General features: G+C 66.1%; 25 protein-coding genes. 9 read left to right on the top strand and 16 right to left on the bottom strand.

The window, feature by feature from the left end:
• Positions 1 to 7 precede the first annotated feature (7 nt).
• The 4 genes from ADJ79_RS10270 to ADJ79_RS10255 are packed head-to-tail and all read left to right on the top strand — an operon-like array spanning position 8 to position 3,275.
• Positions 8 to 607 (top strand): hypothetical protein, encoded by a 600-nt coding sequence (locus ADJ79_RS10270; RefSeq protein ID WP_050715879.1) that lies wholly within the window; start codon positions 8 to 10, stop codon positions 605 to 607.
• On the top strand, positions 604 to 1,827 hold the full coding sequence (locus ADJ79_RS10265; RefSeq protein WP_050715878.1) for a hypothetical protein: 1,224 nt from the start codon (positions 604 to 606) through the stop codon (positions 1,825 to 1,827). The genes ADJ79_RS10270 and ADJ79_RS10265 overlap by 4 nt, the downstream gene beginning before the upstream one ends.
• A gap of 6 nt (positions 1,828 to 1,833) precedes the next feature.
• Positions 1,834 to 2,379 (top strand): ATP/GTP-binding protein, encoded by a 546-nt coding sequence (locus ADJ79_RS10260; RefSeq protein ID WP_050715877.1) that lies wholly within the window; start codon positions 1,834 to 1,836, stop codon positions 2,377 to 2,379.
• Positions 2,380 to 2,402: 23 nt separating this feature from the next.
• Positions 2,403 to 3,275: a hypothetical protein gene (locus ADJ79_RS10255; RefSeq protein WP_199170925.1), complete on the top strand. Its 873-nt coding sequence runs from the start codon at positions 2,403 to 2,405 to the stop codon at positions 3,273 to 3,275.
• A 378-nt stretch (positions 3,276 to 3,653) separates the two neighbouring features.
• On the opposite strand, the gene cobJ is transcribed toward ADJ79_RS10255, so the two are convergent.
• Together cobJ and ADJ79_RS10245 are read right to left on the bottom strand one after the other, a co-directional pair.
• Entirely contained in the window at positions 3,654 to 4,673 is a 1,020-nt protein-coding gene (gene cobJ, locus ADJ79_RS10250) for a precorrin-3B C(17)-methyltransferase (RefSeq protein WP_082203252.1), read from the bottom strand.
• Between the two features lie 4 nt (positions 4,674 to 4,677).
• Positions 4,678 to 5,118, bottom strand: coding sequence for a cobalamin biosynthesis protein (locus ADJ79_RS10245; RefSeq protein WP_050715876.1), 441 nt, complete (start codon positions 5,116 to 5,118; stop codon positions 4,678 to 4,680).
• A 155-nt stretch (positions 5,119 to 5,273) separates the two neighbouring features.
• Between ADJ79_RS10245 and ADJ79_RS10240 the strand changes: the two genes are divergently transcribed.
• Positions 5,274 to 5,633, top strand: coding sequence for a DUF4870 domain-containing protein (locus tag ADJ79_RS10240; protein ID WP_156304136.1), 360 nt, complete (start codon positions 5,274 to 5,276; stop codon positions 5,631 to 5,633).
• On the opposite strand, the gene ADJ79_RS10235 is transcribed toward ADJ79_RS10240, so the two are convergent.
• The 3 genes from ADJ79_RS10235 to ADJ79_RS10225 are packed head-to-tail and all read right to left on the bottom strand — an operon-like array spanning position 5,603 to position 8,094.
• Entirely contained in the window at positions 5,603 to 6,394 is a 792-nt protein-coding gene (locus tag ADJ79_RS10235) for a cobalamin biosynthesis central domain-containing protein (RefSeq protein ID WP_346429786.1), read from the bottom strand. The genes ADJ79_RS10240 and ADJ79_RS10235 overlap by 31 nt on opposite strands.
• Positions 6,395 to 6,453: 59 nt before the next feature.
• Positions 6,454 to 7,233, bottom strand: coding sequence for an MBL fold metallo-hydrolase (locus ADJ79_RS10230; RefSeq protein ID WP_050715874.1), 780 nt, complete (start codon positions 7,231 to 7,233; stop codon positions 6,454 to 6,456).
• A gap of 39 nt (positions 7,234 to 7,272) precedes the next feature.
• The gene (locus tag ADJ79_RS10225; RefSeq protein WP_050715873.1) at positions 7,273 to 8,094 is read right to left on the bottom strand and encodes a PP2C family serine/threonine-protein phosphatase; all 822 of its coding nucleotides are present in this window, start codon (positions 8,092 to 8,094) and stop codon (positions 7,273 to 7,275) included.
• 159 nt (positions 8,095 to 8,253) lie between these two features.
• Between ADJ79_RS10225 and ADJ79_RS10220 the strand changes: the two genes are divergently transcribed.
• A complete protein-coding gene (locus ADJ79_RS10220) occupies positions 8,254 to 10,374 on the top strand; it encodes an ATP-dependent DNA helicase (RefSeq protein ID WP_050715872.1) in 2,121 nt (706 codons plus the stop codon).
• Positions 10,375 to 10,600: 226 nt separating this feature from the next.
• Here the strand turns inward: ADJ79_RS10220 and ADJ79_RS10215 are convergent, their stop codons facing one another.
• From ADJ79_RS10215 to tolB, 9 genes are all read right to left on the bottom strand, one after another.
• Positions 10,601 to 10,933, bottom strand: coding sequence for a cupin domain-containing protein (locus ADJ79_RS10215; RefSeq protein ID WP_050715871.1), 333 nt, complete (start codon positions 10,931 to 10,933; stop codon positions 10,601 to 10,603).
• 54 nt (positions 10,934 to 10,987) lie between these two features.
• A complete protein-coding gene (dnaB, locus tag ADJ79_RS10210) occupies positions 10,988 to 12,505 on the bottom strand; it encodes a replicative DNA helicase (protein ID WP_082203251.1) in 1,518 nt (505 codons plus the stop codon).
• 631 nt (positions 12,506 to 13,136) lie between these two features.
• Complete coding sequence (gene rplI / locus ADJ79_RS10205) at positions 13,137 to 13,592, bottom strand: 50S ribosomal protein L9 (protein ID WP_050715870.1); 456 nt, start codon at positions 13,590 to 13,592, stop codon at positions 13,137 to 13,139.
• A gap of 26 nt (positions 13,593 to 13,618) precedes the next feature.
• The gene (gene rpsR, locus ADJ79_RS10200; RefSeq protein ID WP_050715869.1) at positions 13,619 to 13,900 is read right to left on the bottom strand and encodes a 30S ribosomal protein S18; all 282 of its coding nucleotides are present in this window, start codon (positions 13,898 to 13,900) and stop codon (positions 13,619 to 13,621) included.
• Positions 13,901 to 13,910: 10 nt separating this feature from the next.
• Positions 13,911 to 14,204 (bottom strand): primosomal replication protein N, encoded by a 294-nt coding sequence (gene priB, locus ADJ79_RS10195; RefSeq protein WP_050715868.1) that lies wholly within the window; start codon positions 14,202 to 14,204, stop codon positions 13,911 to 13,913.
• Between the two features lie 45 nt (positions 14,205 to 14,249).
• Positions 14,250 to 14,621, bottom strand: a complete 372-nt coding sequence (rpsF, locus tag ADJ79_RS10190; RefSeq protein ID WP_050715867.1) for a 30S ribosomal protein S6 — start codon at positions 14,619 to 14,621, stop codon at positions 14,250 to 14,252.
• 112 nt (positions 14,622 to 14,733) lie between these two features.
• A complete protein-coding gene (ybgF, locus tag ADJ79_RS10185) occupies positions 14,734 to 15,558 on the bottom strand; it encodes a tol-pal system protein YbgF (RefSeq protein WP_050715866.1) in 825 nt (274 codons plus the stop codon).
• A gap of 3 nt (positions 15,559 to 15,561) precedes the next feature.
• On the bottom strand, positions 15,562 to 16,074 hold the full coding sequence (gene pal / locus ADJ79_RS10180) for a peptidoglycan-associated lipoprotein Pal (protein WP_050715865.1): 513 nt from the start codon (positions 16,072 to 16,074) through the stop codon (positions 15,562 to 15,564).
• 43 nt (positions 16,075 to 16,117) lie between these two features.
• A complete protein-coding gene (gene tolB, locus ADJ79_RS10175) occupies positions 16,118 to 17,413 on the bottom strand; it encodes a Tol-Pal system beta propeller repeat protein TolB (protein WP_050715864.1) in 1,296 nt (431 codons plus the stop codon).
• 359 nt (positions 17,414 to 17,772) lie between these two features.
• On the opposite strand from tolB, the gene map reads away from it, so the two are divergent.
• The 3 genes from map (at position 17,773) to ADJ79_RS15500 (ending at position 21,029) form a co-directional block, all read left to right on the top strand.
• A complete protein-coding gene (gene map / locus ADJ79_RS10170) occupies positions 17,773 to 18,573 on the top strand; it encodes a type I methionyl aminopeptidase (protein ID WP_050715863.1) in 801 nt (266 codons plus the stop codon).
• Between the two features lie 96 nt (positions 18,574 to 18,669).
• Positions 18,670 to 19,473 (top strand): SDR family NAD(P)-dependent oxidoreductase, encoded by an 804-nt coding sequence (locus ADJ79_RS10165; RefSeq protein WP_050715862.1) that lies wholly within the window; start codon positions 18,670 to 18,672, stop codon positions 19,471 to 19,473.
• Between the two features lie 359 nt (positions 19,474 to 19,832).
• On the top strand, positions 19,833 to 21,029 hold the full coding sequence (locus ADJ79_RS15500) for a mechanosensitive ion channel family protein (protein WP_082203250.1): 1,197 nt from the start codon (positions 19,833 to 19,835) through the stop codon (positions 21,027 to 21,029).
• 11 nt (positions 21,030 to 21,040) lie between these two features.
• Here the strand turns inward: ADJ79_RS15500 and xerD are convergent, their stop codons facing one another.
• Both xerD and ADJ79_RS10150 read right to left on the bottom strand, forming a co-directional pair.
• Positions 21,041 to 21,973 carry a site-specific tyrosine recombinase XerD gene (gene xerD / locus ADJ79_RS10155; RefSeq protein WP_050715861.1) on the bottom strand — a complete coding sequence of 311 codons (933 nt, stop codon included), beginning with the start codon at positions 21,971 to 21,973 and terminating at the stop codon, positions 21,041 to 21,043.
• A 148-nt stretch (positions 21,974 to 22,121) separates the two neighbouring features.
• On the bottom strand, positions 22,122 to 23,483 hold the full coding sequence (locus ADJ79_RS10150) for a 3-deoxy-D-manno-octulosonic acid transferase (RefSeq protein WP_050715860.1): 1,362 nt from the start codon (positions 23,481 to 23,483) through the stop codon (positions 22,122 to 22,124).
• Between the last annotated feature and the right edge of the window lie 117 nt (positions 23,484 to 23,600).

Raw genomic sequence — 23,600 nt, 5'->3', positions numbered from 1 at the left:
GCCGCTCATGCAAACCCCTTTGCCACAAGCGCCGGAAACCGCCAGCTGGCGCGCGCGCGCCAGCTTTCGCGCCGCCGGGCGGCGCGTGCTGCGCGATCCGGCCCGGCGCGAAGCGCATTGGCAGCGGGTGCAGGCCGCGCTGGCGCTGCCCGGCAGCGAACCCGTTCAGGGCGCGCTGGTGGACATGCTCCACGCCTGCCCGCCTGACGCCGCAGACTTTGAGACGAAGTGGCAGCAGTTGGGCGTGGCCAGGCGGCTCGCCCCTTTGACAGCCAAGTCTCTCCATCAGGCGGGCCGCAGCGGACAGGCGCTGCCCCGCATCAGCCGCTATGCCACGCGCTGGTGCGTACTGGCCGCGCCCGCGCTGGACGGCCCGCGCCGCGCGCTGCTGTGCGGCGCGGATGACTCCAGAAACATGGCTGCCACGGCCTTGCGGGCCATCGGCAGCGGAGACACCTCGGAGGAGCAGCATTTTCTGGCGCATTGCGAGGGCGCCCACGATGCACTGGCCTTCATGCTGGCGCGCCGCGCGTTGCTGCGGCAGGGCATAGAGCCAGGCCCCGAATGGATGCGCGTGTTTGCCTTTCTCCAAGGAGAAAAAGAATGAAGAAGATACTGTTGGTCGGCCTGACGGACCAGGAAGCGGCCGCCATCGAAATCATGATTGGCATGAACTGGCGCGATGCCCAATGCACCGTGCTGCGCCGCAGCCTTTCGCTGGCCATGCCCGAGCAAACGCCCGAGGCGCTGGCCTGCACGCATTGCGTGGTGGACTTGTTCGGCTTGGGCATGCGCAAATACAGCGCCGAAAACGCCGAGCGCCTCATGGCCTTTCTGGGCGGCCGCTCCGCCGTGGCGCTGGCCTGGGGCGCCGATGGCGGCGGCTGGACGGGGCAAAAGCTGCCTCTGGCTGCCGGCCAGGTGCTGGAGCTGCTGGTCATGCCCTATTCCAGCCACGACATGAAAACGGCGCTGGGCAAGGTGCGGGAAGGCAAGGCGCCGGCGGAAATGGCCGCTGCGCCAGCGGGCCGCACCTCTGCCGCGTCTTCCGGCGGCCTGGGCCAGATCCTCAGCCAGGCCCGCACGGGCAGCAGCCCCGCGCCCGAGCCTGCGCCCGACAAGGAAGTCGGCCTGCTCAAAGGCGCCATCCCCATTCTTCTGCATGCGTTTCCCGACTTGCAGGGCAATCCGTTTTTCAGGCTGGTGCAGCAAATCATCAGCCATGAAGGTCCGCAGGTTCTGACCTTTGGCGATGAAATGTTCTTCATCCTCGCGCCGCGCGAGGGCTGGATCGCATCGCCCCTGCCGCTGGCCAGCATGGCCAAGATGGCCGCCTCTTCCAGCCTGCTGGGCAGCGCAAAGGCAACGCCGCTGCCCCCGCATCAGGTGGAAGAAGAGCTGCGCCGGCACTTTGGCGAAGGCTTCCGGCAGGCGCAAAAGCCGCTGGATTTTCTGTGCTGGGTGCTGGCCGACAGCACGCTCCGGCAGAACCCGCCGCAGCGCAGGGCCGATCTGCGCTTTCGCCTGCGGCGCTTTCCCAATTTCACGCTGCTGCCCAACACCAGCAACTTTGAAATCCAGCTGGCGGCCATCTGCTCGCGCGCGCCCCAGTCGCTGGAAAAACTCTGCCGCAGCTTTCCACAGCACGACCCAGCCGACATTGCGCGCTTTGCCATTTTGTGCATCGTCTCCGGTTCGGCCGTGGCGTTGCCGGCTTCCGCGCCCATTGCCGCGCCCGCGCCCGTGCCTGCGGCAGCTACCAAGCCTGCCCACGCCCAGGCCGCGCGCAAGGGCTTTTTCAAATCACTGCTCGACAAGCTTTTCTGATCTTTTATGGCGAATGTTTACAAGCTCGTATTTGCCGGCCCGGTAGGCGCTGGCAAAACCACGGCCATCCAGTCCCTGTCGGACATCGAAGTGGTGCGCACGGAGGCCAACGCCACCGACGAAGTGCGCCTGCTCAAGCAAACCACCACCGTGGCCATGGACTACGGGCGCATGAACCTGCCCAACGGCGATCAGGTGCGCCTCTTTGGCACGCCTGGCCAAAAGCGCTTTGATTTCATGTGGGACATCCTCACTGAAAACGCCCTGGGCCTGGTGCTCATGCTCAATGCCGCCTCGCCTGACCCGGTGGATGACTTGCGCTCTTACGTGAACGCCTTCCGCAGCTTCATAGACAGCACGGCGCTCGTGGTGGGCCTCACGCACGTTGAAAACGGCAGCTGGGACACGCGCCAGCGCCTGGCCCGCGAGCTGGACCAGATGGGCCTGTCGGCCTCCGTCATGGACACCGACGCCCGCAGCCGCGCGCACATGTCGGCGCTGGTCAAAGCGCTCATCTACGGCATTGATCCCTTCACTGGCGTCGAGTCCTGAACCGGCAGCCTGCCCCGCTCACCATGCTGAACCCGCAAGCCCCGCAGGGCGCGCAAGCCGCCCCACGCGACCCGTTTTTGATGCTCACGCCCGCTGGCGCGCTGCGCGCCCATGCCAGGGCGCAGCCTGACAAAGACGGCGCCGAGCTGCAAACGCTGATGAACGGCCTGGGCGCGCCCCTGCGCAGCGCCTGGCTGGCCGAATCGCCCGCCCGCCGCGCCCTGCTGACCGAGGCGCTGCAAAAAGGCTGGGTGCAGGAAATGGCCCATCCTCTGGCCGCGCCCAACGTCTCGCTGGACAGCTACCTGCCGCACGCCATCGCCGGCCTGTCGGGCGAGCGCATGGCCGCGCTCTCATCCGACGAAGGCTTTTGCCTGGCCCGCGTGGGCTACAGCGAAGACGAAGCCGAGACCTTGTGCGCCGCCGCCGTGGAGTTCTTTGACTTCGCCGCCCGGCAAAAGCAGCGCGGCTGGCGCGGCGGACAGGCCATTTGCATGCACGAAGACCTTGACATGCTCATGCCCCGCACCACCTTCATGCTCTTCTGGGTGGACGGCATCGGCTACTGGATCATCGTGGGCGGCGAGCCGCTGCTCAACAACAACGCCTTCGTGGAACTGGTGTGGGGCCTGCGCGCGGCAGGCGTGCGCTTCAGAATGAAAACCGAGCGCCGCCCCTCCATCCTCAAAGGCGAAGTTCAAGACACGCACAAGCCTTCCATTCTCAAAGGCGAGGTCACGCTGGAGCAGGCGCCTTCCATCCTCAAGGGCGAAGTACGCATTGAACAAGCGCCCTCCATCCTCAAAGGCGAGGTTCAGGACACGCACAAGCCCTCCATCCTCAAAGGCGAAGTTGTGCTGGAGCAAGCGCCCTCCATTCTCAAGGGCCAAGCCTGAGCTTTTGAGCCTGCGGGCAAGGGGCCGATTCAAGCAGCAGCGTCCCGCCATCCGCCCGCTGCGCGGAAAACGCGGCCCGGAACAGGCGCGGCATTCACAAAGAAGAAACCAAGCTATTTCGCTCCTGAATCCATAGCGTGATGTCCTAGTGGAAAGTGCGCAAAACGGCATTTTAGGCCCTCATATTTGCTCCTGTTTTTAGGGCCTGTTCAGCGTCTGGCCGTGAGGGGCTGCGGATCGGAAGGGCTGCAAGACGCAGACGGGTCTGGTGAGCCGAGGGTTTGCAAGACTCACGAGCGCCTGAGGCCGCGCCTTCCGCGCCCGCAGGCAGATTGCCTACAGGCCCTGAAGCTGCGGCAAGTCCGCTTTCCGCCTTCGTCAGTCTTGGCCCGTTTCGGCTGCCGCAGCGTCTTCCGGAGGGTCGGCCAAGGCGGCTTGCAGGTAATCCGCCGGCAGGCCGTCGCGCGCGGCCAGGGCTTGCAGGCTGTGCCCGGCGGCAAGGTCTTCGCGCAGCGATTGCAGCCAGCCGTCCAGCCCGCTGGAGAGCGAGCGGCCCGCTTTTTCGCCTTCGTGGGTGACGCGGCCTTCGCCGCTGACGCCGTATTTGTTGGCGTAGCCGCGCGGGGTGACCATCAGGCCGTGGCGCGTGAAGGTGTGGCTGTTGCCAATGAGCACGGTGCTGAGCATGCCGATGTCGGCTTCGGCCATGTGCGCCAGCGTGGTGTGCGCAATGTGCTGGCGGCGGCGCCACGCGCTTTTGACGATGGCCACGGGCGTGCCGGGGCTGCGGTGGCGCAAGAAGATGCGCTGCGCCTGCACGATCTGGCGCGTGCGGCGGCCGCTTTTGGGGTTGTAGAGCGCAGTGACGAAATCGGCCGCTGCCGCCGCTTCCAGCCGGCGGGCAATGGCGGGCCAGGGCGTGAGCAGGTCCGAGAGCGAGATGGCGCAAAAGTCGTGCGTGAGCGGCGCGCCCACCAGCGCCGCGCAGCTGTTGAGAGCCGATGCGCCGGGGATGATTTCAACCGTCACGTCGTCATCGGGCGTCCAGCCGGCCTGAAAGAGCACTTCATACGTGGGGCCGGCCATGCCGTAAACGCCCGCGTCGCCCGAGGAGATGAGCGCCACTTTCTTGCCCTGGCGGGCTTTTTCGAGGGCGCTGATGGCGCGGTCAATCTCTTCGGTCATGGCCTTGCGGATGACTTCCTTGCCCTCCAGCAAATCGGCCACAAGCTTGATGTAGGTGACGTAGCCAATGACGACATCGGCCTGGGCAATGGCTTCGCGCGCGCGCGCAGTCATGTGCGCGGCATGGCCGGGGCCGATGCCCACCAGCGCGATGGAGCCGCTGCGGGCGGGCGCGGGTGAAGAAGAAGGGGAAAGCGGGTTGGCGTCGTTCATGGGTTCAGTCATTGGGCAAAGCGGCCGATTTTGGCGGCACGCGCGCGATGGAGACCGTGGCGTTGCGCCCGTCGGGGCCGCGCAGGCGGTGTTTTTCCACCACCAGCGCGCTCATGGGCGCGGGCTGCTGCCCGCCGCCCGCTGCCAGCAGCGCGGCTGCCTCGCTGACCGATGGCGTGCCGGTGTAGCGCAGCACGGTTTCAGACGGATTGGGCACGGGCACGGCGGCCAGTTCGGCGGGCGTGTAAAAGCGCATGGGCCAGCCGCGCTCGACCACCAGCGCCAGCAGGCCCGGCTCTTTTGCCTTGAGCGTGATGCTGGCGGCCGCCACGATGCGCCCGGGCGCAATGCCCGCGCGCGCCAGCGCCTGCTCCAGCGCGGCGCGCAAGGTTTCAAGGGGCGTTCGGCTGTCGCAGCCCAGGCCCACGGCAAAGAAAGAAGTCATGCGGCTGAATCCAAGATCAATGAAAACAAAATCGTGGCATATGCCTTGAATATCCATCCGGGGCCATTCCGGGAGCGGCGTTTCAGGCGCAGCCCGTCAGATTCTGAACAGGTTCTTACAATTTGCGCCGCCTCATTTTTCAGGAGCAACGCGCCGTGCAACCGCCTCTTTCTCCCATGCCGCCCCGCCGCAGCGGCAGCAGCAATCTGTTCGCCGTTTTCGCCCATCTGGGCTGTTTTTTCTTTCCCATTCTCGTGCCGCTGGTCATTTACCTGCTCACCAAGGATGAACCCGGCGAACAATTCGCCGCTGGCAACGCGCGTGAATCGCTCAATTTCCAGATCACGCTCTGCATTGCGGGCATGGTGTGCGGCATTCTGATCTTTGCCGCCATCGGCCTGGTTTTGCTGCCCCTGCTGGGCCTTTACGGCGGCGTTTGCATCATCATCGCCGCCATCAAGGCGGCCAACGGCCAGATCTGGCGCTATCCGCTGACTTTGCGGCTCATCAAATAAAGCGGCTCTTTGTCTTTCCGGAGTGACGATTCGGGCGGGGTCAAATAAAGCACCAGGCGGCCTTTGGCCTTTTCCCACCATTCAGACTGGATCGCCGCAGCGTCCGCCGTGGCCCAGAGCACGGCGGCGAAAGCATCCAGCGGCACGTCGGTCATGCGGCTGAAAACACGGATGTTGGCGGGCAGCGGCGCGGCGTGCGGCCACCAGTGGCGCAGGCAGCCCGCTTCCTGCACGAAGGCCACCGGCTCGCCATTGACCACGCAGGCTGCGGCGCGCGTGAGGTTTTCCTTGGGCGCAATGGCCCGCCAGCCGTGCTCGCGGCCCAGAATGTCCACGGCCAGCGTGCCCATGACGTCTGACGCAGTGGTGATGACCGGCACAGCCCCCAGCAGCGCCGCCACGCGCTGCGCCCATTCATTGGCGCCGCCCACGTGGCCGGAGAGCACGGCAATGGCAAAGCGCCCCGCTTCGTCCACCACCACCACGCCGGGGTCCTCCGCCTTCGACTTGAGGTGCGGCGCCAGCAGCCGCACCATCGCCCCCAGCGAAACAAAGCACACCAGCTGCTCATGCGCGGCCAGCAGCGGGCCGATTTCGCCGCGCAGCGCGCCTTCATAAATGCGCCGGGGGTTGGGCAGCTCCGCCAGCGGCGCGGCCCACCTGGCCGGAGCGCACACCGTGGCCTGCGGCCAGTGCCGCGCCAGCCGCGCGGCCAGCGCCACGCCCTGGCGGGTGATGGCCAGCAGGGCAATGCGGGGCAAGGCGCCAGGTGAAGACGGGGAGTTCATGGCGATTCGCCGCGCCGGGGGCAAAGCCGGTTTCAGAGCAGCTTTTTGGCGGGCAGACGGTAGTTTTCCTGCGTCATCAGATCCAGCCCGCATTCCTGCTGTTCCACCCAGTCAATGAAGCGGCGCGACATGGTGCGGCCGCGAAACCAGGAGCCATGCTGGGGCACGATCATCTTGATGTCCAGCCCGCGCACCATCTGCGCCCAGTACTGGCAGGCCTTGCGCGAACTCATGTAGCGCCTGTGAAAGCCCAGCATGTTGGGAATGTGTGCGTCAAAGTCGGTCACGGGCTGGCCCGCTTGTTCGTTGCTGACCAGCGATGCGCCCAGATCGCCCGAAAACAGGATTTTGGAGATGGGGTCGTAGAACTGGAAATTGCCTTCGGAGTGCAGAAAGTGCGCGGGCAGCACGATGATGTGCGCCTCGCCCAGCGGCAAGATGCCGCCGGCGTCAGGCACGGGCACCAGCCGGTTTTCAATGCTGTGGGTGCAAAAGTGCGGCACGAAGCGCGACCACACGGCGGGAATGACGAGCTTGCACGTGGTTTGCACCAGCCAGCGGTTGAGCGAAGCCACCACGTCAGGGTCGGCGTGCGAGGCCATGATGTAGTCCACCTGCGACTTCGGAAAGCACTGCATGCGCCGCAGGAAGATGGCGTTGTAGGTCATCATGCCGCCGGGGTCGATGACGGCCATGTGGTCGCCGTGGCAGACGATGAACTGGTTGGACTGCACGGCGTCGGCGTCAGCCTGCACCAGGTCGTGAAACATGATGCATTCGTGACCGTCCTTGGCGTAGAGCTGAATGGTCATGGCGGCAAGGCCGGCGCAAGCCCGAAGGCGCGCCCGCGCTCAATGCTGGGTGTTGGCGCCCAGTTGAACGAAGCCGGAGCCGATCATGGGCTTGTCCGCCTGCAGCGGCTCCAGCTTGACGATGATGAGCGAGAGGTTGTCGCCGCCGCCCATCGCGCGCTCGCGCGCCTTTTCCACCAGGAATTCGCTGGCGTCGCGCGGCGGCAAGGCGTTGAGCACGGAGCCGATTTCATCGACCGTGAAGTAGTGCCACAGCCCGTCGCTGCACGCCATGATGGTGTCGCCCAGTTGCAGGCGCGGGATGTAGTGCGCATCCAGCCGGGGCGGCTCGTCCGCGCCCAGGCAGCTGAGCAGCATGTTGGACTGCGGATGGGTGTTGGCTTCTTCGGCGGTGATTTCGCCGCGCTCGACCAGCGCCTGCACGTAGGAGTGGTCCAGCGTGCGGCGCAGCAGCGTGCTGCCGCGAAAGTGATACAGGCGCGAATCGCCCGAATGCACCCAGTGGCAGGCGCCCTTGGCGGTGGTGAGAAAAGCGGCCAGCGTGCTGTGCGGCTCCTGCTCGGCGGCGATGGCGGTGAGGCGGATGACCAGATGCGCCTCTTCGCCAATCTGGCGCAGCAAGGCGGCGGCGTCTTCGTGGGCGGGGTCGTAGCTTTCAAAGAGCTGGCGCGCGGTCATGATGACCTGGTCAGACGCCTTGCGCCCGCCGGTGCGCCCGCCCATGCCGTCGGCCACCACGCCCAGCACGCAGCCGGGCACGCGCGGGTGGGCAAACAGGCCGAGCTGATCTTGCTGATAGTCCCGGTCGCCCTTGTGCAGGCCTGTGGCGGCAGCGAGCCGGAAGCCCTTGTCCTTGTTCATGTTGTGCGCAATGTGTGCTTATGTATATGACCTGATTTTTTGGCGCTGCCAAAAGTGAAGCTGCGTATTATCAGTTGTAAAGCTGAATGAAACAGGCGCGAGGTCTTTCCATTCGGCCTTTCGTCGCCGCCTCGCGTCTTTTTTCCGCACCCTTTCGCCTTGCCTGATCTCGCCAGCCGCGTTGCCGCCGTTTTCGCGCCCGATGGGCCGCTGGCTGCGGCCGATGGCGCTTTTTGCCCCCGTCCCGGCCAGGTGCAAATGGCGCTGGCCGTGGCGCAAACGCTGCGCGAAGGCGGCGCGCTGGTGGCCGAAGCGGCCACGGGCGTGGGCAAAACCTTTGCCTATCTGGCGCCCGTGTTGCTGGGCGGCGAGCGCGCGCTGCTGTCCACGGCCACCAAAACGCTGCAAGACCAGCTGTATGGCCGCGATTTGCCGCGCCTGATTGGCGCGCTGGGCCTGCCCGTGCGCACGGCCTTGCTCAAAGGCCGCAGCAGCTACCTGTGCCCCTACCGGCTGGAGCTGGCCCGGCATGACGCGCCCGCCAGCGCCGCCGCCGCGCGCGAGCTGGCCCGCATCGAGCGCTGGGCGCAGGCCACGGCCACGGGCGATCTGGCCGAGCTGCCAGAGCTGGACGAGCGCTCGCCCGTCATCCCCCTGGTCACTTCCACGCGCGACAACTGCCTGGGCAGCGAATGCCCCCGGTTTCGCGACTGCCACGTGGCCCGCGCGCGGCGCGAGGCGCTGGCCGCCGACGTGGTCGTCATCAACCATCACCTTTTTTTTGCCGATCTGGCCATTCGCGAATCGGGCATGGCCGAGCTGCTGCCCGCCGCCCGCGCCGTGGTGTTTGACGAAGCGCACCAGCTCAACGAAACCGGCATCCAGTTTCTGGGCCGCCAGCTTGGCCACCGCCAGTTGCAGGATTTCGCGCGTGATTTGCTTGCCGCCGGTTTGCAGCACGCGCGCGGCCTGCAAGACTGGAGCGCGCTGGCTGGCGGCCTTGAAAACGCCTTGCGCGATTTGCGGCTGGCCGCTGGCAATCCGCCTTCCAGCCCGCCCGGCGGCAATGCCCGCCTGCGCTGGAACGCTCTCGCGCCCGAAGGCGTGCCTGAAGCAGGCTGGCTGGCCGCCCTGGCCCGCCTGCAAGCCGCGCTGGAGTCCATTGCCGCCGCTTGCAAAGCCGTGCAAGACGCCGCCGCCGACTTTCCCCGCCTGCTCGCCCGCGCCCAGCGCCTGGCCCGGCTGGCCGCGCACTTTGCCCAGCCCGCCACGGCGGATGCGGCCCGCTGGCTGGAAGTGGGCCTTTACACCCTGCAACTGACCGAATCGCCGCTGGACATCGCCCAGACCGTGCGCGAGCGCCTGCTGGGCATCGCGCCGCCAGATTCGTCAGATCCGTCCGATTCGCCAGCCCCGCCTGAAGGCCTGCCGCCCTCACCAGAAGCCGCGCAAGGTGAACCGCTCCTTGCTGCTGCCGATGAAGCAGTCCCGCGCGCCTGGGTTTTCGTCTCCGCCACGCTGGGCGATGACGCCCAGCTCACCTGGTTCACCCGTCCCTGCGGACTGGAAGGCGCGGCGCGCATCCTGCGCGTGGGCAGCCCGTTTGACTACGCCCGCCAGTCCGTGCTCTACATCCCGGCGCCCGCCGCCTTTCCCCGCCCGGCAGACGCCGCGCACCCGGCCGCCGTGGCCCGCCTGGCAGGCGACGCCGCGCTGCGCCTGGGCGGGCGCACCCTCGTGCTCACCACCACCTTGCGCGCGCTGCGCGGCATCAGCCAGGCGCTGGCCGAACGCTTTCGTGGCGAAGGCGCGCCCATCACCGTGCTGGCGCAAGGCGAATACCCCAAGCGCGTGCTCATGGAGCGCTTTCGCGCGGCCGGGCAAAGCAAGGCGCAAGGCTGCGTGCTCGTGGCTTCTGCTTCTTTCTGGGAAGGCGTGGACATTCCCGGCCGCGCGCTGCAATGCGTCGTCATCGACAAACTTCCCTTTCCGCCGCCGGGCGATCCGCTGATTGAAGCGCGCTGCCGCCGCATCGAAGCCGCAGGCGGCAGCGCCTTTGCCGCCATTTCCCTGCCCGAAGCGGCCGTGGCCCTCAAGCAAGGCGCGGGCCGCCTCATCCGCTGCGAAACCGACACCGGCGCGCTGGCGATTTGCGACACCCGCCTCATCAGCATGGGCTACGGCAAGCGCCTGCTCGCCGCCCTGCCGCCCATGCGCCGCCTGGCAGACGAAGCCCAGCTCATGCAGGCGCTGGATGTGCTGGCCGTCAGCGAAGCCTGAAAAAGGCCCGCCTTCCAGGCAAAGCGCCGGAATGAGCAAAGCGCAGACGGCAGACGTTCATGTTTCGCTCTTGAAATTAGAGCATGAGGTCCTAGTGGAACGTGCGCAGAATGGCATTTTCTGCCCTTCGAATTCGCTCCTGTTTTTGATGTATTCAGGCTGCATGGGCCGCTTCGGGGCGGCCTTTTCGCGTCCACGGGCGGGTTGAGCGGGGCCGCCAGTGCGGCTATGGCTGCGGCAGGCTGACGGTGACCAGCAGCGAGGCGTCGGCTTCGGCGCGCAGGGCGTGCGGCTCGCCTGCGGGCAGCCAGAGGAAGTCGCCAGCCTGCATGGCATGCGTTTGGCCGGCGGCTTCAAATTGCACGCGGCCTTCCAGGCATTGCACGGTGATTTCGCCCGGCGCGCTGTGTGCCGGCAGGGCCTTGCCTGCGGGCAGCACCAGGCGCATGACTTCCAGCTGGCGGCCTTTGACCAGCGCGAAGGAGGGCGTGCTGGCGGCGGCGGCGCCCAAAGGGGCCACGCTGCCAAGCTGGCCGGGAGTGAGATGAGGCTGGGCCATGATGAGTGCTCCTTGAAAGTGAAAAACAGCCGGGGCGGCGGGCGCCGCGCCGCTTCAATAGTCGTCCGGCGAGCCTAGCGCCAGATTCTCAAAACGGGTGAGGGGCTTGACGAAGGTGAGCTTGACGGTGCCGGTGGGTCCGTTGCGCTGCTTGCCGATGATGATTTCGGCCACGCCCGGCTCGGGCGATTTTTCCTTGTTGTAGTAATCGTCGCGGTAGATGAACATGATGATGTCGGCGTCTTGCTCGATGGCGCCTGATTCGCGCAAGTCGCTCATCATGGGGCGCTTGTCGGTGCGCTGCTCCACGCTGCGGTTGAGCTGCGAGAGGGCCAGCACGGGGCATTGCAGCTCCTTGGCCAGGGCTTTGAGGCCGCGCGAGATTTCGCCCAGCTCGGTGGCGCGGTTTTCGCCCTCGCTCACGGAGCCGGTCATCAGCTGCAAATAGTCCACCACGATCAGGCCCAGCTTGCCCTGCTGGCGCGCCAGGCGGCGGGCGCTGGCGCGCAGCTCCGACGGGGTCAGGCCCGGCGTTTCGTCGATGTGCAGCGAAACCGTGCGCAGGCGCTCGATGGCCTCGGTCAGGCGCGGCCATTCCTCGTCGGTCAGGCGGCCCGTGCGCAAGTGGCTCTGGTCGATGCGGCCGATGGAGCCGACGATGCGCACGGCCAGCTGCGCCGCGCCCATTTCCATGGAAAACACGGCCACGGGCAGGCCCGCTTCCAGCGCCACGTGCTCGGCAATGTTGATGGCGAAGGCGGTTTTGCCCATGGAAGGGCGCGCGGCCAGCACTACCAGATCGCCCGCCTGCAAGCCGGCGGTCATGCGGTCCAGGTCAATGAAGCCGGTGGGCACGCCAGTGATGTCGTTGGGGTTGTCGGCCATCTCCTGCACGCGGTCAATCAGCTGGGTGACCAGCAGGTCCATGGACTGAAAGCCCTCTTTCATGCGCGAGCCTTCTTCGCCAATCTTGAAAATGCGCTGCTCGGCTTCGTCCAGGATCTTGTCCACGCCCCGGCCCTGGGGATTGAAGGCGCTGGTGGCGATTTCGTCGCTGGCGGCGATCAGCTTGCGGCGAATGGCGCGCTCGCGCACGATTTCGGCGTAGCGGCGGATGTTGGCCGCGCTGGGCACGTATTGCGCCAGCGCGTTGAGGTAGGCAATGCCGCCTGCCGCTTCGGCGCGGCCCTGGCGCTGCAATTCCTCGAAAACGGTGATGACGTCCGCCGGCTTGCTGTCGTTGATCAAACGCCCGCAGGCGGCGTAAATCAGCTTGTGTTCGAGGCGGTAGAAGTCGCTGTCGATGAGCAGATCGCCCACGCGGTCCCAGGTGCCGTTGTCCAGCAGCAGGCCGCCCAGCACGCTGGATTCGGCCTCCAGCGAATGCGGCGGAATGCGCAGCTGGGCCACTTGCGGATCTGCGGGCGGCGGCAGATCAGCAGGCTCTGGCAAATCGGCAGGCTCCAGCGCAGCGGCATAGGGGGCGTCGTCAGGCGGGCCGGAATGGCCGCTTGCTGCGGGCGGCGGCGCGTCAGACGCGTCGAATGGGGGAGGGTTCAGTTCATCAGGCATGGGCGGCGAGCATAGGCAGCGTGGGCGCGCCTGTCATTGCGCAAGGCTGTGGATGCGCGGTGGATAAACCGTGGACAGGCTGGGGAGAAGCTGGGGGGAAGCTGGGGGAGAAGCAGAAGCCGGTCTGGAAACCGGGGCCGGGCGGCGGGGCCTGGAAGGCAGCGGCCCGGAAGCCAAGAATCAGTTCAAAGCCCGCCTGCAGGTGCGAAAAGCGCGAACTTGGGCGGTTTGGGCCTTGCTGCCTCCATCCCGATCCGCAAGGCTCCACGGGCAGACTCTGAACAGGCTCTTGAGGCACAGAGCGAAGCCACATCAAAAAAAGGAGCAAATTCATGGGGCCGAAAATGTGCCCCGCGCTCTTTCCACTAGGACATCACGCTATGAATCAAGGAGCGAAATATGGCCTTTGAATCTGCCCACGATGAGTCTGCGGGCGCGAAAGCACGGATTCGGGCGCTCTGCGGCGTTGCAAATCCGCGCCGGGTCGCAAGACCCGTCTGCGCCTTGCCGCCCATCCCGATTCGCGCTTTTGCCCCTCTCGGCCAGATCATGAACAGGCTGCCCAGGCTCAAAGAAAAAAGCCGCCGGGCATGGCCCAGCGGCTTTGGCACGACGACGGGCCAGGCCCGGATCAGGCTGTTTCGCCGTAAACGGCCACGGTGATTTCAGCCAGCACGTCCGTGTGCAGGGCGATGACGACTGTGGAATCGCCCACCGTCTTGATGGGGCCGGAAGGCAGGCGGATTTGCGACTTGTGCACTTCCACGCCGTGCTGCTTTTTCAGCTCTTCGGCAATGTCGTAGTTGGTGACGGAGCCGAACAGGCGGCCATCGACGCCAGCCTTTTGCGTGAGCTTGATGATGGCGCCAGCCAGCTTTTCACCCTGCTGCTGGGCGGCGGCCAGTTTTTCGGCGGCCTGCTTTTCCAGCTCGGCGCGGCGGGCTTCAAACTCGGCCTTGTTGGCGGCGGTGGCGCGGCGCGCGCGGCCAGAAGGAATCAGGAAGTTGCGGGCGTAGCCGTCTTTGACTTTGACGATGTCACCCAGACCGCCCAGGTTGGTGACTTTTTCCAGAAGAATGATTTCCATGGTGTGTTTCTCCTTTCAGCCCCGTGTCAGACGCGATGCTTGTCGGTATAGGGCAGCAGGGCCAGGAAACGCGCGCGCTTGATGGCGGTGTTGAGCTGGCGCTGATAGAGGGCGCGCGTGCCGGTCAGGCGGGCGGGGATGATCTTGCCGTTTTCGGCGATGAAATCGCGCAGAGTGTCGATGTCCTTGTAGTCAATTTCCTCGACGCCGGCAACGGTGAAGCGGCAAAAGCGCTTGCGTTTGAACAGCAGCGACTGGGTGTTGCGCTTCGGGCGCTTGTCTTTGTTGAATTTCTTGAACGTGGCCATTGGGGCCTCCTTAAAACGAATCTTGCTGAAAATCCTGAATGTGGAACACAACCTGGCGTGACTGGCGGGGGCTGGCGAGAAAGCCCGTGAAACGCGCCTGAGCGCCTGCCGCCTGACGGTCCAGCCGCTGCGCCACCTGGCCGATGGCGACGGCCTTGAGCGTGAGGCTGACTTTGCGCGGCTGCCCGGCTTCGGGCTGCTCGGACTCATGGCAAAGGCGCAAATCCAGCGCGGGCAGGCCCGCCGGGGTGTGGCGCAATGCGCCGCGCTCTTCGATGACGCCGGCAATGTCGATGCGGTTCACGCTCGCCTGTCTTGCAAGTCTGCCCGGGATGCGTGCGTGACGGCCTTATTCGGCGGCTTGTTCGGCGGTTTGCTGGGCCTTGCGGGCTTCTTCGCGCTCAACGGTCTTCATCATGGAAGACGGGCCGGTTTCAGCCTTGGCTTTTTGCACGGTGAGGTGGCGCAGCACGGCATCGTTGAAGCGGAAGGCGTGCTCCAGCTCGTCCATCACGTCCCGCCCGGCCTCGATGTTCAGGCACAAGTAGTGGGCCTTGGAAAGCTTGTTGATCTGATAGGCCAGCTGGCGGCGGCCCCAGTCTTCGACGCGGTGCACCTGGCCGCCGCCGCTGGTGATCATGCCCTTGTAGCGCTCGAGCATGGCGGGCACTTGTTCGCTCTGATCCGGGTGGATGAGCAAAATGATTTCGTAATGACGCATTCAGACTCCTTGTGGATGCAATGAGTCCGGAACCCCGCAAGGCGCAAGGCCCCAGACAGAAAAAGCCGCCCCCGGCGTCGGCAGGGTGCGGCAAGGCGAAAATCGCGGGATTTTAGCGCAGGCGCGTCAGCCGCTCGCGGCCAGCCTGGGCGGCTTCAGAGCGCGGATAGGCCTTGACCAGCTGGTTCAGCGTGGCGCGGGCAGCGCGTGTGTCTTTCAGCTCAATCTGGCAATTGGCAATGGACAGCAAGGCTTCGGGGGCCTTGTCATGCTTGGGCGCACTGCTCAGCAGAGAGCGGAAGTTGGTGATGGCTTCCTTGTAGTCGCGCGTGGCGTATTGCGCATTGCCCAGCCAGAACAGGGCCGATGGCGCGTAGCTGCTTTGCGGATATTTCTTGACGAAGCGGGCCAGCCGGGTTTGCGCGTTGCGGTAGTCGCCAGAACGAAAGGCGGCGAAGGCGGCGTCGTATTCCTTGCGTTCGGCGGCGCTGCGGTCCGGCTCGGCGCTGGCCTGCTGGGGAGCTTGGCTGCGGGCGCTGGCGTCATCAGCGGCTTCAGCGCCGTCCGTGCCGCTGGCAGGCGGCGCATCACCGGATTCCATTTTTCGCAGCCGGTCTTCCATGCCCTGCGCAGCTTCCTGCTGGCGCCGGCGCAAGTCTTCCAGTTCGCGCGAAGCTTGTTCCTGGATGCCGCGCGACTGGGCCAGCTCGTTACGCAGTGTCTCGATTTGCGTTTGCAGATCAAGCATGCTGCGGCGCATTTGCTCGTTGTCTTCCACCAGCTTGTTCTGGGCCGTGATGGCGGTGTCGAGCCGCTGGCGCAAATCCAGAATGGCGCGGCGGGCATCGTCATCGCCAAACAGCGCGTGGGCGCTGAAGCTGGCTGCCGCCAGCGCCAGCGCCAGCGCCGTCAGGCGCAGGGGTTTTGCGTGCTTCACGGCTTAGCGGTACTTGATTTCAACGCGGCGGTTTTGCGACCAGGCGCTTTCGTCGCTGCCCATCACGGCGGGCTTTTCTTCGCCAAAGCTCACGGCTTCGATTTGCGCGTCAGAAGCGCCGACCAGGCCCAGCGCGCGGCGCACCGCTTCAGCACGCTTTTGGCCCAGCGCCAGGTTGTATTCACGGCCTCCGCGCTCGTCGGTGTTACCTTCCAGCACGACATGGCGGCTGCGGTTGGCTTGCAGGTGGCGGGCGTGCCCGTCAATGACGGACTGGTATTCAGGCTTGACCACGAAGCTGTCGAAGTCGAAGTAGATCACCTTCGCCACGCCAGCGGGGCCGTCGGCTTCCTGCATGGCATGGTCTGCCTGCACGGGGGCGACGTGGCTGTCGCCCGGCAGGGTAGTGCGCGATGCGTCGCCTGCATTGCTGGCAGACGTGTCCAGGTTGTCGGTGGTGCTGCAGGCGCTCAGCAGGGCCAGGGCGGCGGCGGCAATGAAATAGCGTTTGAACATGGGTTTGCTCCTTTGCTTGAAATAAAACGCTGTCGTTGGAAAATCAGTTCTGGAACGGTCCCCAGGCCGGTTCGCGGATGTCTCCGCCCTTGCCTGCCAGGCGCGCCTTGATCTTGCCGTCCAGCGTGGTGGTCATCAGCGCGTCGCGGCCGCCCTGGCGGGTGGCATACACGATCAGGCGGCTGTTGGGGGCGAAGCTGGGGCTTTCGTCTTCGGTTGTATCCGTGATGGCCGTGGTGTTGCCAGTGGCCAGCTCCATCACGTGCAGGCGAAAGCCTGCCGAGCGGCTGATGTAGGCCATCCAGCGGCCATCCGGGCTGATGGAAGGCGAGATGTTGTAGTTGCCCGAAAAGGTCACGCGCTGCGCGGCGCCGCCGCCAACGGGCATGCGGTACACCTGCGGCGCGCCGCCACGGTCGCTCACGAAATAGATGGAGCTGCCATCCGGCGAGAACACGGGTTCGGTGTCAATGGCGCTGGTTTTGGCCAGACGGCGCGGTTCGCCACCGCCAGCGCTGATGAGATAAAGCTGCGAGCCGCCATCGCGCGAGAGCGTGACGGCCAGGCTGCGTCCGTCGGGCGACCAGGCGGGCGCGCTGTTGGAGCCACGGAAGTTCGCCAGCAGGCGCCTGCGGCCCGAGGCCACGTCATGCACGTAAATCACGGGCTTGCGCGATTCGAATGACACGTAGGCCAGTTGCCGCCCGTCAGGCGACCAGCTGGGCGAGATGATGGGTTCGGGGCTGGAGAGCGCCGCCTGGGCGTTTTCGCCGTCGGAATCAGCCACCCACAGCGTGTAGCGCGAGCCGGCCTTGGTGACATAGGCCAGGCGCGTGGAAAACACGCCTTTTTCGCCCGTCAGCTTTTCATAGATGTAGTCGGCCACCTTGTGCGAGGCCAGCCGCAAATCGGATTGCGGCACGGTGTAGCCGCGCCCGCCCAAGTCCTGCCCCTGCACCACGTCCCAGAGGCGAAAGCGCACTTGCCAGCGGCCATCGCCCTGGCGCTGCACGCTGCCGGCAGCCAGGGAGTCAGCGCCGCGCTCGCGCCACACAGCCATGTCAGGCGCAGTGGTTTCATCAGGCGCCTGGCCGCTGGCGTTCACCGCACGAAACAGGCCGCTGCGCTCCAAGTCGGCCTGCACGATGGCGGCCGGTTTCTGCGGCGCGCCATCCTCGCCCCGGAAGGGAGGCAGCGCAATGGGCATTTGCCGCAGGCCCACGCCCGAGACTTCCACCCTGAACTGCGCCAGCACGGGCGCGGCGGATGGAAGGGCCAGCGCCACGGCAATCGACTGCGCCAGGCGGCGGCGGGTGATGCGAGCAAGAAAACGTGTCATGCAGTGCAAATCCTGTCGTGCAGATTCATTCATTAAAAGCCGCCTCCGCAGCGCAGTGCGAAGGCGGCATTGCGGGCGGGATGGTACACAGTTGGTTCAAAACACCGTTGCCAAAAGTGTCTACGGTTGTGACTTGCGCATATTGGCGTAAGAGCCTGTTTCATGAATAAGCGAATAAGCTGCCCTGCGGTGCAGCGGATTCCGGACGCCGGAAAGCGATCGCTGCCTGGCCGCAGCGATCGCTTCCGCAGTGAAAGAGCCGCATGGAGTCCGGCTGTTGCTGACGCAGCGCAAAGAGCGCCCACAAAGGCGCGCGCCAGCGGCATTGCGCGCGGAGCGCTCACGATAATCGCCGCCCCATGAGCATCATCATCAAAGACGCGGCAGGCATTGCCGCCATGCGTGAAGCGTGCCGCCTGGCCTCTGAAGTGCTGGACGCCATCACGCCGCACATCCGCCCCGGTATCACCACGCTTGAAATCGACCGGCTGGCCGCGCAGCACATGCAACAGCAGGGCACGCGCTCGGCCACCATCGGCTACCAGCCGCCGGGCTATCCGCCCTATCCGGGGCACGTGTGCACCTCCGTCAATCACGTGGTGTGCCACGGCATCCCCAACGAGCGCCCCCTGAAAAAAGGCGACGTGCTGAATGTGGACGTCACCGTCATCAAGGACGGCTGGTTTGGCGACACCAGCCGCATGTTCGAGCTGGGCGAATGCTCGGTGGCCGCGCGGCGGCTGAACCGCCTGACGTATGAGGCCATGTGGCTGGGCATCATGCAAGTGCGCCCCGGCGCGCGGCTGGGCGACATCGGCCACGTCATCCAGAAATTCGCCGAAGGGCACGGCCTGTCGGTGGTGCGCGAATACTGCGGCCACGGCGTGGGCCAAAGCTTTCACGAAGACCCGCAGGTGCTGCACTACGGCAAGGCGGGCACGGGCGAAGAGCTGGAGCCGGGAATGATCTTCACCATCGAGCCGATGATCAACCTGGGCCGCCGCGACGTGAAATCGCTGGGCGACGGCTGGACCGTCGTCACCAAAGACCATTCACTTTCGGCGCAATGGGAGCACTCCGTTCTCGTTACGCCCACGGGCTACGAAGTGCTCACGCTCTCGGCCGGCAGCCCGCCGCCGCCAGACTTCGTCAAGGCGTGAATTAGCTCCTTTTTCCATAGCATTACGTCCTAGTGGAAAGAGCGCCAGAACCATTTTCCGCCCCCTTTATTTGCTCCTTCTTTTGAGTAGGCCGCCATGACGGAACGACAGGAAAAGCTCTTCATCCTCACCGGCGCGTCGCGCGGCCTGGGGCGGGCGCTGGCTGAGCAGCTGCTGCGCGAGGCGGGCTGCACGCTGCTGACCCTCTCGCGCCAGCCGCTGGCGGCGCTGCAAGAGCAGGCGCGGCAAAGCGGCGCGCAGCTGGTGCAGTGGCAGCAGGATTTGACGGACGCGCCCGCCGCCGCCCGCCGCCTGGCCGAGTGGCTGCAAGCCGTGCCGCCGGGGCGCTTTGGCAGCGCCGCGCTCATCAACAACGCGGGCGTGATTCCGCGCATCAGCAGGCTGGGCGACACACGCTCGGCCGGCAGCGACGCGGCCGATCTGGCCGGGCTGTCGCAATCCATCCGCGCCGGGCTGGAAGCGCCGCTGCTGCTGTGTGCGGCCTTTCTGTCGGCCACGCGCCAGTGGCCCGCCGGGCGCAAGGTGCTCAATATTTCATCGGGCCTGGGCCGCCGCCCGCTGGCCGCGCAAGCGCCCTACTGCGCCGCCAAGGCGGGGCTGGATCACCTCACCCGCTGCCTGGCGCTGGAAGAAGCCGCGCGCCCGGATGGCCAAGGCGCGCGCGTGTGCGCCATCGCCCCCGGCGTGATCGACACCGATATGCAGGCCCAGCTGCGCGGCGCCAGCGCGCAAGACTTTCCGGGCCAGGGGCGCTTTGCCGCCCTCAAAGCCGATGGGCAGCTGGCCAGCGCCGAAGACACCGCCCGGCGCCTGCTGGCTTATCTGGCGCGGCCCGATTTCGGCAGCGAAGCGGTGGACGACATCCGCCGCCACGGCTGAACCAGCGCCGCCAAGGGCCGGTTCACGGCCGGTTCACGTTACGCATTCCCGGGAAACCTGCTTCCAGTCTGTCCATGGATGCGGAAAGCGCGGCACGGCCCGGAACCCGAAGCCCGCTGCGCCCCGCCGTCATGCCTTTGCGGCCAAGCCGTGAAGAAGGCTGAATCACATCAAAAACAGAAGCAAATTCAAGGGACTGAAAACGGCGCTTGCGCCCGCCACACCAGGACCTCATGCTATTGATGCAGGAGCAAGCCATCTTGCTTTCCGGCGCCTGCCAGCGCCCGTTGGCGCACGCAGCCGGGTGACAGAATCGCGCCCCTCACCCGCTCTGCCCTGCCCCGTTTCCGCTGCTCCCTATGGAACTCATCGCCCCTTACTTCAAGCTCTCGCCTGACCCGGCCATCTGGACCGTGCAGCTGCTACTCATTGGCGTGATCACCATCTGCTGCAACTTCGTGCTGCTGCGCCTGCTGGACTTTTTTGGCCGCAAGGAGAAAAAGCGCCATGCCCCGGGCGTGTGGGACGGCGCCTTGCTGAAAGCGGCGCGCCTGCCGCTGCGGCTGCTGATGTGGGTGGGCGGGCTGTCGGCGGCCGTGAGCCTTCTGCACGCCATTGAGCCGCTGTGGCTGCACAACTTTCTGCTGCAAGCGCGGCGCGTCATGCTGATTGGCATTGCCGCGCTGTTCATCACGCGCTTTATTGCCAACATGGAAAAAGGGCTGCTGCGCGCGGGCAGCCATCGCCTGCCGGATGCGACAACGGTTTATGCGGTGGGCAGGCTGCTGCGCCTGTGCGCGCTGGCCATTGCCGCGCTGGCCGTGGCCGAGGCGCTGGGCATGTCCATTTCGGGTTTGCTGGCTTTTGGCGGCATTGGCGGCATGGCCATTGGTTTTGCCGCCAAGGACATGCTTTCCAATTTTTTTGGCGGCCTGATGATTTATCTGGACAAGCCTTTTACCGTGGGCGACTGGATTCGCTCGCCCGACCGCAATATCGAAGGCGTGGTGGAAGAAATCGGCTGGCGCATGACCCGCATTCGCACTTTCGAGATGCGGCCGCTTTATGTGCCCAATTCGATTTTCAGCAACATTGCCGTTGAAAACCCCTCGCGCATGATGAACCGGCGCATTTATGAAACGCTGAGTATTCGCTATTCTGATGCGGACAAAATGGCCGCCATTTGCGACGATGTGCGCGGCATGCTTGAAAAACACCCCGATATTGCAAATGAGCAGACGATTATTGTTCATTTCATGACCTGCAACGCCTCCAGCCTGGATTTCATGGTGTATTGCTACACGCGCACGACTGAATGGGTGCCGTATCACGCCGTCAAGCAGGATGTGATGCTGAAAATCATGGACATCGTCGCCCGCCACGGCGCCGAATTCCCCTTCCCCACCCGCACGCTCTACATGGCTGGCGGCGAAGGCGACGCCGCCGCGCAAGCCGCCATGCAGGCCGAAAGCCCGCGCCAGGCCATGAGCGCTGCCGCAGCGCCCTCCGGCAGCGCCGCGCCATCGCGGCCCGCGCCCGGCGCTGGCGCGCAATAGCACACTGCCCGTCACGCGCGCGGGTGGTGCTGCGCGTGCAGCTCCTTGAGCCGCTGGCGGGCAATGTGGGTGTAGATCGTGGTGGTTGAAATATCGGCATGCCCCAGCAGCAGCTGCACCACGCGCAGATCGGCCCCGTGGTTGAGCAAGTGCGTGGCAAAGGCATGGCGCAGCGTGTGGGGCGACAGCGGCGCGGCAATGCCCGCCTGCACGGCGTAGCGTTTGATCAGGTTCCAGAACATCACGCGCGACATGGCGCGGCCCGGCGCAGGGCCGGCGCTGGTCACGAACAAGTCATCGCTCTGGCGCGGCCCCAGCAGCCCGGCGCGCGCCTCTGTCAGGTAGCGGCGCAGCCAGCGCCCGGCCTCTTCGCCAAAGGGCACCATGCGCTCCTTGCTGCCTTTGCCCGTCACGCGCAGGGCGCTGTCGTTCAGGCTGATGTGAAAGACCTTGAGCGACACCAGCTCGCTCACGCGCAGGCCGCTGGCATACATCAGCTCCAGCATGGCGCGATCGCGCAGGCCCAGCGCAGTCTGCGTATCAGGCGCGGCCAGCAGCGCCTCCACCTGCGCCTCGCCCAGCGTCTTGGGAATGCGCGCAGGCGTGCGCGCAGGCAAAAGCTTGAGCGTCGGGTCATCCGCCCTCAGCCCGCCGCGCAGCGCCCACTGGAAAAAGCGCCGGAATGCCGCCAGGCGGCGGTTGGCCGTGGTCGCGCGGCTGCTGGCGTGGCTGTCAGCGAAGTAGTGCTGCAAGTGGCGCTCTTGCGCCGCCAGCAGCGCCACGCCGTGCTGCTGGCGCAGCCAGCGCGCCAGCCGGCCCAGATCGCGCCGGTAGGCGGCCAGCGTGTTGGCCGCCAGGCCGTCTTCCAGCCAAAGCGCATCGCAAAAGGCATCAATATCTGGCAAATCCGGCTCCGCCGGGCCGGGTGAAGATGTATCAGGCATGCGGCAAAGATACACGGCAGCCGTTTTCTTGCGTGCGCTCTCCAGCAAGGGCTTGATGCGCTTGAATTGCTCACAGCCGATGTCGCTTGAGTCACTTTTCTTTCCCCTTGAACTTCTCATTTCTCGGGGGAAGGCTTTGAGCAGACTTTCACGGCGGCGTCTGGCGCAGGCCTTCGTCCATCAGCGTCAGCACGGCATCGGCTGTGCGATCGGCTGCGCCGCGATGGGCGGCGATGAGGGCGAGTGCGGCCTGGGCGGCCCGTTCGTGCGCAGCTTCGTCGCGGGCCAGCGTGAGGGCGGCGGCCAGGGCGGCGGGCATGTCGGGCGCGCGCAGGGCGGCGCCTGCGGCCTGGGCGCTTTCGGCGGCCTGGGCGAAGTTGAAGGTGTGCGGCCCCATGACCACGGGGCAGGCGCAGGCGGCCGCTTCAATCAGGTTTTGCCCGCCCAGCGGCGCGAAGCTCGCGCCCAGCAGGGCCACGCGGGCGGCGGCGTAGTAGGCGGGCATTTCGCCCAGAGAGTCGCCCAGCCAGAGGTCGGCGGCGGGCGGCGCGGCATTGGCGCTTTCATTCGTGCCTTCGTTTGCGCTTTCGGCATTTGCGTCTTGTGGCCAGGCGCTGCGGCGGCTCACGCGCAGGCCGTGGGACTGGGCCAGCCTGGCCACTTCGTCAAAACGCTGGGGGTGGCGCGGCACGATGAGCCACTGAATGCCTGCCAGGCCCGCCGCATCAGCCGCGCGCGCCTGAGCGATGGCCTGCATGAAGGCGGCTTCCTCGCCGTCGCGCGATGAGGCCAGCATGACGATGGCGCGGCCCGCCTGCCGGGCCTGTTCGCGCCAGCGCTGGCCGAGCGCGAGCAGGGCCGGGTCAGGGCGCGCATCGAATTTCAAATTGCCGAACACGCCTGCCACGGGCGCGCCCATCTGGCGCAGGCGGGCGGCGTCGGCATCCGTCTGCGCCCAGGCGGCGGCCAGCCGTGCGTAGGCGGGGCGCATGAGCCAGGCGGCGCGGCGCGCGGCGCGAAGAGACTTTTCTGACAGCCGCGCGTTGGCCAGCGCCAGCGGCACGCCTTGCGCGGCGCTTTGGGCAATGAGGTTGGGCCAGATTTCGGTTTCCATCAGCACGCCCGCGCGGGGGCGAAAGTGCGCCAGAAAGCGCGCCACGGCAGCGGGCGTGTCCCACGGCTGCCAGGCTTGCGCGTCGCCGGCTTGCAGCAGCTTGGCGCCTTCGGCGCGCCCCGTGGCGGTGCCGTGCGTGAGCAGCAGGCGCAAGCCGGGCCGCCTGGCGCGCAGCGCCTGCGCCAGGATGGCCGCCGCGCGCGTTTCGCCCAAAGAGACGGCGTGTATCCACAAGGGGCGCTCGTCTTCGCGCGAAACGGCGGGGGCGGCATAAGCGCGCCCGAAACGCTCGGCCACCCACTGGCCATACAGCGGCTCGGCGCGCGCGCGGGCAGCCAGTTTGCGGCGCAGAAGCGGCTGGGCCATCCAGGCGGCGAGGTTGTAGAGGGCGTGCATGGCGGGCAGGTTACTTCATTATTGATAGCTGCCTGCGCCCGTTTCGCGGGGGCTGGCGGGCGAATGGGCATGCGCCGCGCTGCCATGCGCATCGCCATATCCATATAACCCCGTCTG

The sequence above is a fragment of the Ottowia sp. oral taxon 894 genome (assembly GCF_001262075.1).
Lineage (GTDB): Bacteria > Pseudomonadota > Gammaproteobacteria > Burkholderiales > Burkholderiaceae_C > Ottowia > Ottowia massiliensis.
This window is presented reverse-complemented; position numbering and strand designations above follow the sequence as displayed.

Coding starts and splice junctions, on each gene's coding strand:
- ADJ79_RS10270 (WP_050715879.1), top strand. CDS start 8: ATGCAAACCCCTTTGCCACAAGCGCCGGAAACCGCCAGCTGGCGCGCG.
- ADJ79_RS10265 (WP_050715878.1), top strand. CDS start 604: ATGAAGAAGATACTGTTGGTCGGCCTGACGGACCAGGAAGCGGCCGCC.
- ADJ79_RS10260 (WP_050715877.1), top strand. CDS start 1,834: ATGGCGAATGTTTACAAGCTCGTATTTGCCGGCCCGGTAGGCGCTGGC.
- ADJ79_RS10255 (WP_199170925.1), top strand. CDS start 2,403: ATGCTGAACCCGCAAGCCCCGCAGGGCGCGCAAGCCGCCCCACGCGAC.
- cobJ (WP_082203252.1), bottom strand. CDS start 4,673: ATGAACGACGCCAACCCGCTTTCCCCTTCTTCTTCACCCGCGCCCGCC.
- ADJ79_RS10245 (WP_050715876.1), bottom strand. CDS start 5,118: ATGACTTCTTTCTTTGCCGTGGGCCTGGGCTGCGACAGCCGAACGCCC.
- ADJ79_RS10230 (WP_050715874.1), bottom strand. CDS start 7,233: ATGACCATTCAGCTCTACGCCAAGGACGGTCACGAATGCATCATGTTT.
- ADJ79_RS10225 (WP_050715873.1), bottom strand. CDS start 8,094: ATGAACAAGGACAAGGGCTTCCGGCTCGCTGCCGCCACAGGCCTGCAC.
- ADJ79_RS10215 (WP_050715871.1), bottom strand. CDS start 10,933: ATGGCCCAGCCTCATCTCACTCCCGGCCAGCTTGGCAGCGTGGCCCCT.
- dnaB (WP_082203251.1), bottom strand. CDS start 12,505: ATGCCTGATGAACTGAACCCTCCCCCATTCGACGCGTCTGACGCGCCG.
- rplI (WP_050715870.1), bottom strand. CDS start 13,592: ATGGAAATCATTCTTCTGGAAAAAGTCACCAACCTGGGCGGTCTGGGT.
- rpsR (WP_050715869.1), bottom strand. CDS start 13,900: ATGGCCACGTTCAAGAAATTCAACAAAGACAAGCGCCCGAAGCGCAAC.
- rpsF (WP_050715867.1), bottom strand. CDS start 14,621: ATGCGTCATTACGAAATCATTTTGCTCATCCACCCGGATCAGAGCGAA.
- pal (WP_050715865.1), bottom strand. CDS start 16,074: ATGTTCAAACGCTATTTCATTGCCGCCGCCGCCCTGGCCCTGCTGAGC.
- tolB (WP_050715864.1), bottom strand. CDS start 17,413: ATGACACGTTTTCTTGCTCGCATCACCCGCCGCCGCCTGGCGCAGTCG.
- map (WP_050715863.1), top strand. CDS start 17,773: ATGAGCATCATCATCAAAGACGCGGCAGGCATTGCCGCCATGCGTGAA.
- ADJ79_RS10165 (WP_050715862.1), top strand. CDS start 18,670: ATGACGGAACGACAGGAAAAGCTCTTCATCCTCACCGGCGCGTCGCGC.
- ADJ79_RS15500 (WP_082203250.1), top strand. CDS start 19,833: ATGGAACTCATCGCCCCTTACTTCAAGCTCTCGCCTGACCCGGCCATC.
- xerD (WP_050715861.1), bottom strand. CDS start 21,973: ATGCCTGATACATCTTCACCCGGCCCGGCGGAGCCGGATTTGCCAGAT.
- ADJ79_RS10150 (WP_050715860.1), bottom strand. CDS start 23,483: ATGCACGCCCTCTACAACCTCGCCGCCTGGATGGCCCAGCCGCTTCTG.